Source organism: Kushneria pakistanensis (assembly GCF_014652795.1).
Taxonomy (GTDB): Bacteria; Pseudomonadota; Gammaproteobacteria; order Pseudomonadales; family Halomonadaceae; genus Kushneria; species Kushneria pakistanensis.
Window position 1 is genome coordinate 381,334 of sequence record NZ_BMZM01000004.1, and the last position, 7,068, is coordinate 388,401.

Sequence of the window (7,068 nt, forward strand, 5' to 3'; positions counted from 1 at the left end):
CCTTTCCGGGGTTGCTGTTGAAAGTATGGAGCACCAATACGTCACAATAGATAAGGAGAAAGCGATGCCAGGGCGGCAAAACTATGCTGAAATGACTTTATATAAAAATATCCTGATACAATGAATCGCGAAAAAGAATGAAACTTCACAGGGAAATATGGGTGAAAGGAGCGGATTCTGCGCCATGAGGATACGCGCAATCGCACTACCAGCGATCGAGCATGAGCCCTTTACAAAAATTTTTTAGAATTAAATGCTTTAAAAACAGCATATTAAAAGATTGGTTGATCTCGGGCTGAAGATGGTACGTGCGGCCATCGTGACTCATGACACCCTGTGGTTCAAAGCTTCCGCCAGCTTAAATGAAATCAGTACTTTCAGATGTAATGAGCGTAACAGCACACTTTCTTTAAGTTACTCGTTTTACCTTTTGCGTGGTCAAAGTTACTTAAAGAAATATCCAACGATCTCGCAGGGGAAGGCAATGGCGGAATTACACGTGTTTTCAACCGCAAGTCAGCACGCCAAAGCAGAGATGCCGGGTTACGAAACAGATGACAAGCAGCTTCTTCCCCAAAAGCGCCAGCAATGGCTGCGCATGATGCGAAGAAGTATTACCCGTTGGATACCGGACCGCCTGTATATTGCGCACCGTTATCAGAAGCATTTTGGTGTCAGGCCCAATCTGGTCAACCCTGAGACCTTCAATGAAAAAATATGTTACCGGCGCCTGCATCCCGAACCCATCTTTTCGCCGCTAAGTGACAAGCTGCTGGTGCGTGATTACGTGCGCCAGAAAATCGGTGATGAGACCCTTTTGCCGCTGTATCCAGTGTCTCAGCCGTTCACGCAGCATGACTATGACAGGCTGCCCAACAGCTTCGTGCTCAAGGCCAATCATGGTTCCGGCTATAATCTGGTTGTGCGCAACAAGGCTGATTACAGCTTTGATACGATGCGTCGTCTCAGCGATCATTGGCTGGCCAGCAACTTTTATCGCGATAGCCGAGAGCTGCACTATCGCAGCATTACGCCCCGCCTGATGTGTGAAAAGCTGCTGCTTGACGAGCATGGCAAGATCCCCAAGGACTACAAGTTCTACTGCTTTAGGGCAGAAGGGCAGGCACCAAAGGTCTTTATTGAAGTCACGCATGATCGCTTCACCGATTTTCACGTCGATTACTACGATCAGGACTGGAACCTCGTGGACGTCGTCGACGAACGCTTCAATACCGGCGATCCGATCGAGAAGCCGGCACAGCTGGATCGAGCCATGAAGCTGGCGCTCAAGCTCTCCGAAGGCTTTGGATTTGTACGCGTTGACTTCTACCTGATGCGTGATGCGATCTACTTCGGGGAAATCACTTTTACGCCCACCGGTGGCATGAAAAATTTTCGGTCGGCGGCGCATGACCGTGCCTGGGGTGAGCTGTTCGATCATCAGCCAATGACCAGGGACTTTGGTTACGAAGATATAGAAGGTAATCGTTACTGAACAAGTAGCGGTAAATCAACCTGCACTATGCCGACAGCGTATTGCAGGTTTGTGCCGTTAGCGGCAGATACGGTTACGTCCCTCGCGTTTGGCACTATAGAGGGCCCGGTCAGCACGTTCAACGGCCTTTTCGAACGTGTCTCGGGGCTGTGCAATTTCAGCAATACCGATACTGATAGTGACGTTGACGGCTTTCGTGAAAATCATGAAAGGCTCGGTTTCAATGCGTGTTCTCAGGCGCTCTGCAAAAGCGGTCGCTTCATCGATGCTGGTATGAGGTAGTACGACCAGAAACTCTTCGCCCCCCCAGCGAACAGCCATATCATCACTGCGCATAAGGTTTTTCAGGCGTTTGGCAAAGGTTTTCAAGACATCGTCTCCGCCTTCATGTCCCAGCGTGTCGTTGATCCTTTTGAAATGATCAAGGTCGCCCAGAATGACACATGTCGTGCTGCCAGAACGCTCGAAATCAAGTTTAAGGAGCGCGTGCTGAATACCACGCCGATTGAAAAGCCCGGTCAATGCATCCGTTTCGGCCTGATGTCTGAGCTGCAGGTTGGCGCGCTCACCGCTCATCGCAACATACCCGACATACACCAGAACGCTGTTGATCTGGTCAAAAATAATCGTGGCGCGAGCGGTTTCTGTCGATATCTGAAGGTCTGTAAAGAGCAACATGGCGGCAGATAGCGCAAAGCCCATGGCATAAATGCCAAAGGCAATGGCCACCACGATCTGGGACCAGAGATATTCGCGTCTGGCCACCATGATCTCAACGACGATCATGACGGAAGCGGCAGTAGCGCAGAGGAAGTAAACGCTGGCCACGATTGTTTTCGAGGCTCCCAGCCAGGGTACCAGCAGGCATGCCAGTGCCGGTGTCACGGTCAGTATCACAACCGACACGATGGCGTATGCATGAAAACCAAGGCCGTAAAAGCGCCGTAATCCACTCCATGACAACACGAGGCTGGCCATGTAGAAGGTAAAGATCTGCATGCTTTCCAGCACCGGCAGCGTCAGGTTGGTCGGCTCCTTTGCCAGCATGATGGCGCCCAGCAGGGATGCCAGAATGGCGCCCAGCCAGTGCCAGAGATAGGATTTCTCCCGCTGACGCAATGCCAGTATCAGAAACACTGCAAAATAGGCAGCCCGGCTGACCGTACTGGAAAAGCTCAGCGTTGCAAGATCAAGCATGGAATTGGCGCATTCTTTTGGTACCAGGCATTTTTAACCCTTCTTTTGGCGTCTCTGCTCGTCTGTCACATTCGCTACGGTGTCTTTACGATGCCTTCCCTGTGGTCAAAACCCTTTAAAAGCGCAGGCCGATGCCTACGCCAAGCGTCATGACATCGGTGTCACTTTTGGCACTAAAGCCATCACCGCTGAAATGCTGGGTAGGGGTGATCAAATAGCGAACGCTGGCGTTTGCAAACCAGTCCCCGGAAAGGCGGTAATCCAGACCGGCATCCAGAAAAGGACTGGTAAGAGATTCCATTTCAATATCCGGTATGCCCGAGACGGTCTTGATGCTCAGAGGCCGGGTATGATTGATCCCGGCGCCCATATACGGATTCAGGGCACCATCAGGGCGAAAGTGATACTGCGCCGCCAGTGACACGCTGGCGCTTTTAACGCGACCGATATCCAGATCGCCCAGCACACTGTCTTTCAACCGATAATCGGTCGAGATGACGCCCGCCATGGCTTCCAGGGACCAGTGATCGGTCAGGAAATAACTCAAATCCAGCGTTGGCAGCCATTGAGAGGGCGTTTCCAACTGCCCCCCTAGTGGGCTTGTCTGACTGCTTTCATTGACCGAAACGATGTGGGTAGCTTTCAGCCGAATCAGCCAATCACCCTGTTGTAGACCGGCTGGCGATAGGGCTTGTGATGAGTCTGCATGTGCGGTTAAAGGCAGCGTATAAAATGCGATAACACAGCAGCCTGCAAAAAGCGTTTTAAAGTGCCCCGAGACCGGATGCATGATGAAAATTCCAGATGACAATCATGAGGCTGCCGGTTCAGGCCCGCAGCGAAAGAGAAGATAAGGTCATGCCTCAGTTTCCTGAGGGGATAGGGTAGTAACGGCGCATGATGAAGTGGGCTTTAACGCGATGTAACAATCAGCGGTATATGAAAATATTATCGTTTAGAAGTTGTTCCATTGATGGGGAAAAGTAGCCCTGCAACATCGATGAAAAACAACAATAAAGGGGCGCAGGAGGCGTTCTATCAGACGGTTTGAGTCGTCAGATTTAACGCAGCAGGGCAAGTACGCTGTCCAGCCGCTGGTTGGCCTGGGCCAGTACTGCCGTACCGGCCTGCTGGGTGATTTGAGCGCGACTCATGCTGGAGACTTCCAGTGCGTAGTCAGCATCCATGATGCGTGAGCGCGCCTCACTCAGTCTGCCAATGGTATGGCCCTGCTGATCGATGATCGCGCTCATGCGGTTCTGAGTGGCCCCCAGTGCACTGCGCTTGTCATCGACCCGGGCAATGGCGCGATCGAGCGCGGCCAGCGGGTCATCCGGGGTTTTAAGGCGGATTTCGGGATTGACTTCAGTCAGCTCGACCGTGCTGTGCGTGTTGGGCACATCCGTATTGGCGCGCACGTTCATTCGGTAATAGATGATTAGATCCCCGCTGCCGGTACGTGTCTTGAGCAGGGTGCCCATGTCTCGGGTATTGACCAGCGTCGCGGAGCGATAGCCGGTCGTCCCATTATCTTCGCTGGCGGCGCGCAGAAAATATTGTCCGTTGTCATCCACGCGCAGGGCATCTTCAATGCGGCGCCCGTCTCGATCGGTGTAGCTGGCGGTGACGTTGCGCGGGTCGAGCGTGACGGTCGATGTTCCATCAACCGTCACGCGCTCGGTTGTAATGGCTCGTTCAGGCGCAATGATCGGCGTATCCGTGGTCGCAGTAGCAATCACCTGCGGCCGGCTGGCGGTAACGCTTTCCGTTGCGACGGTGTAATAGCGGCCATTCTGCTCAAGGTAGTACTGGCCATCATCGGACTGCGTGAGCGTCGCATTCTGAAACGCACCCGCGTTGCCATCGGCATCCAGGTAGCGATGTGACGCCTCATCGAGTGACTGGCCATCGACTTCGGTTACCGGCTGGGTGGCCGGCGCTGAAGCAGATTGTATGGTGTTGGCCCTGACAACGTAGCCCTCAAGGGTGCTCTCGACCGCAGCCGGATAGAACGCACCTTCCGGGGTGGTCAGATAATGGTTATTTCCTGCCCGACTCAATGTCGCACCATTCACGACTTGCCCTGTGCTGTCGAAGTAGTCGACGTCATCGTTATTGAATGCAACGCCATTAATCGTGGTGGCAGGCGAGGGCGGCCATACCGCCTCATTGCTGGTTAGCCGAGCATCAATGGCCGCCGGAGCCGTGGTCACGCCGGCGCGGTAATAGACTGCCTCCGGACCACTGCCGCTTTTAATAAAGTGCTGAGACCCGGTTTTGACCAGCTGATTGTCGCCTTCAAGTATATTGCCACGACTGTCGCGGAAGACGCTGTCCGCGTCTGCGAGCTGATACCCTTGATGACTGGTGACCGGCGCATAGAGCTGTTGGCCGATATCGATGCGAACCCGGCTGGTATCGGTGGCAGTATCATGAGAGGCATCCACGCTTGAGGCAAAAAAGACCGTATTGCCCGCGCTGTCGTCCGCGCGGGTGTACCAGCCCGCCGGATAGCCGGGCGTGCTGGTACCGGCCTGCATTAGCTGCGGGTTACTGTAGCCGGCGGGCAGGGCAAAGTCGCTGGTCCTGACGGCGATGTCTCGCGCGCGGCCCGTGACGACATTGATACCGGTCACCTCGCCGCTGATGCCGGCGATGGTGAAATCGGTCAGGCCGAGTTCATCCACGCTGAAACCGGGGCGGGTCAGATCCACGCCCAGCGTTTCCCCGTCGTTGGCACCTACCTGCACGTTGACTGTACCTGCCGAGCCATCCAGCAGGTTAATGCCGTTGAACTGCGCCTGGGTATTGAGGCGATCGATCTCCTTTAGATTGAGATTGATCTCCTGCTGGATAGCATCCTGATCGACCAGCTTGAGCGTGCCATTAAGCCCCTGCACGGTAAGTTCGCGAATGCGCTGCAGGCGGTCATTAACCTGGGAAAGGGCGCCTTCGGCGGTCAGAGCCATGGAGGCACCGTCGTTGGTATTGCGCCGGGCCTGTTCGGTGCCGCGTACCTGCGCCTCCATCCGATTGCCGATCGAAAGCCCCGCGGCATCATCCTTCGCCGAATTGATACGCAGCCCGCTGGATAAGCGCTCGATCGCCTGATTAAGCGAGCGCTGGGTCTTGTCGAGCGAATTAGTGGCGAGGCGAGATGAGGCGGAAGAAACCGAGATCATGCGGATCCTCAGGAGCGGGGTAGCCGGATAGTCGCTTTAACGGCCAAAGCCTGCCGAGGTTTAGAAAATAAAAAGGCACGTGCCATTTTCAATAGTGCGGCGGCTGAGATGTAGAAGGGGCCAACAGCAGAGCATAAAAACGAAGAAGGGCGCCCGAAGGCGCCCCCTGATACTTTCAATTCTGAAGCTGTCAACCGGTCTGCGATTAACGCAGCAGGGACATGACACCCTGAGTGGTCTGGTTGGCCTGCGCCAGTACGGACGTACCGGCCTGCTGCAAGGTCTTCGTTAATTTTTATAAACCGATAAGTCTTTGCCAGAAGTTTTTTGGTGTTTTTTCTTCGTGCATGACGGTCTGTCTGACCAGTAGGCCGGTAGTAGTCTTATAGACGGTGTAAAGCGTATTCGGACGAATATCCTGATAAATCGAAGAGCCATAGTTGATGTCGGCAAAAATATTAAAACCGAAGATTGAAAAGCTCTCCAGGACACCACCGTCGTCGATATTGTGTGCCATATGTGGCAGATGATTGGCATCATTAATATTGGAATAGCGACCTTCCAGGCGAGAAAGGGCATACCTTGACTCTTTCCCTACAAACGCCGTTGCCATCCAGCGCATCTTTAAAAAGCGAGCATCCAGTCGCCACTGATCACCCATTATTTTATAACTTCCATAGTCCGAGTGATCCTGATCAGTAGAAAGGTGTGCCATATAATCCATGTTGCTGTGTCCAGCTGCCGGTTCAAACCAGAGTGCCGCCACATAATCCTCAGCGGTCAGGTTTTGATAAGACCAGGTAAAGCTGATGAGCACGATAGTGAATAACCCCAGCAACAAGAAACAGAAAGCAGCCATCAAAGCCAAAACTCCAATGAGTGCATTGCCCTGTTGGCGCAGTGCTGGAGAGTAATTCATGGTGGCCTCGCAACAGTTATTTGTTAAATATGTCATGGTGGCAACATAAAAAAGGGCGCCCGAAGGCGCCCCTGATACTTTCAACTCTGATGCTTTCAACCAGTCTGCGATTAACGCAGCAGGGACATGACGCCCTGAGTGGTCTGGTTGGCCTGCGCCAGTACAGAAGTACCGGCCTGCTGCAGGATCTGCGCCTTGGACATGTTGGAGACTTCGGTCGCGTAGTCGGCGTCCTTGATCTGTGACATGGCGGCAGACAGGTTGGTAGATGTAGT

Annotated in this window: 7 protein-coding genes; 1 reads left to right on the forward strand and 6 read right to left on the reverse strand. The window is 53.5% G+C overall.

The window, feature by feature from the left end:
• Positions 1 to 280: 280 nt before the first annotated feature.
• Positions 281 to 1,495: an ATP-grasp fold amidoligase family protein gene (locus tag IE123_RS15330; protein WP_189519787.1), complete on the forward strand. Its 1,215-nt coding sequence runs from the start codon at positions 281 to 283 to the stop codon at positions 1,493 to 1,495.
• Between the two features lie 57 nt (positions 1,496 to 1,552).
• Here the strand turns inward: IE123_RS15330 and IE123_RS15335 are convergent, their stop codons facing one another.
• From IE123_RS15335 to IE123_RS15360, 6 genes are all read right to left on the reverse strand, one after another.
• On the reverse strand, positions 1,553 to 2,692 hold the full coding sequence (locus tag IE123_RS15335) for a GGDEF domain-containing protein (protein ID WP_189519789.1): 1,140 nt from the start codon (positions 2,690 to 2,692) through the stop codon (positions 1,553 to 1,555).
• Positions 2,693 to 2,807: 115 nt separating this feature from the next.
• Entirely contained in the window at positions 2,808 to 3,482 is a 675-nt protein-coding gene (locus IE123_RS15340; protein ID WP_189519792.1) for an OmpW/AlkL family protein, read from the reverse strand.
• 271 nt (positions 3,483 to 3,753) lie between these two features.
• Positions 3,754 to 5,874 carry a flagellin N-terminal helical domain-containing protein gene (locus IE123_RS15345; RefSeq protein WP_189519793.1) on the reverse strand — a complete coding sequence of 707 codons (2,121 nt, stop codon included), beginning with the start codon at positions 5,872 to 5,874 and terminating at the stop codon, positions 3,754 to 3,756.
• Between the two features lie 205 nt (positions 5,875 to 6,079).
• Positions 6,080 to 6,154, reverse strand: coding sequence for a hypothetical protein (locus IE123_RS16345; RefSeq protein WP_373295811.1), 75 nt, complete (start codon positions 6,152 to 6,154; stop codon positions 6,080 to 6,082).
• 15 nt (positions 6,155 to 6,169) lie between these two features.
• The gene (locus IE123_RS15355) at positions 6,170 to 6,793 is read right to left on the reverse strand and encodes a hypothetical protein (protein ID WP_189519794.1); all 624 of its coding nucleotides are present in this window, start codon (positions 6,791 to 6,793) and stop codon (positions 6,170 to 6,172) included.
• Between the two features lie 110 nt (positions 6,794 to 6,903).
• Positions 6,904 to 7,068 (reverse strand): flagellin (locus IE123_RS15360; protein WP_268246966.1); only part of this gene is annotated, 165 nt, incomplete at its 5' end.

Excerpts from the sequence above, each read along its gene's own strand:
- IE123_RS15335 (WP_189519789.1), bottom strand. The coding sequence starts at position 2,692 with ATGCTTGATCTTGCAACGCTGAGCTTTTCCAGTACGGTCAGCCGGGCT.
- IE123_RS15345 (WP_189519793.1), bottom strand. The coding sequence starts at position 5,874 with ATGATCTCGGTTTCTTCCGCCTCATCTCGCCTCGCCACTAATTCGCTC.
- IE123_RS15355 (WP_189519794.1), bottom strand. The coding sequence starts at position 6,793 with ATGAATTACTCTCCAGCACTGCGCCAACAGGGCAATGCACTCATTGGA.
- IE123_RS15340 (WP_189519792.1), bottom strand. The coding sequence starts at position 3,482 with ATGCATCCGGTCTCGGGGCACTTTAAAACGCTTTTTGCAGGCTGCTGT.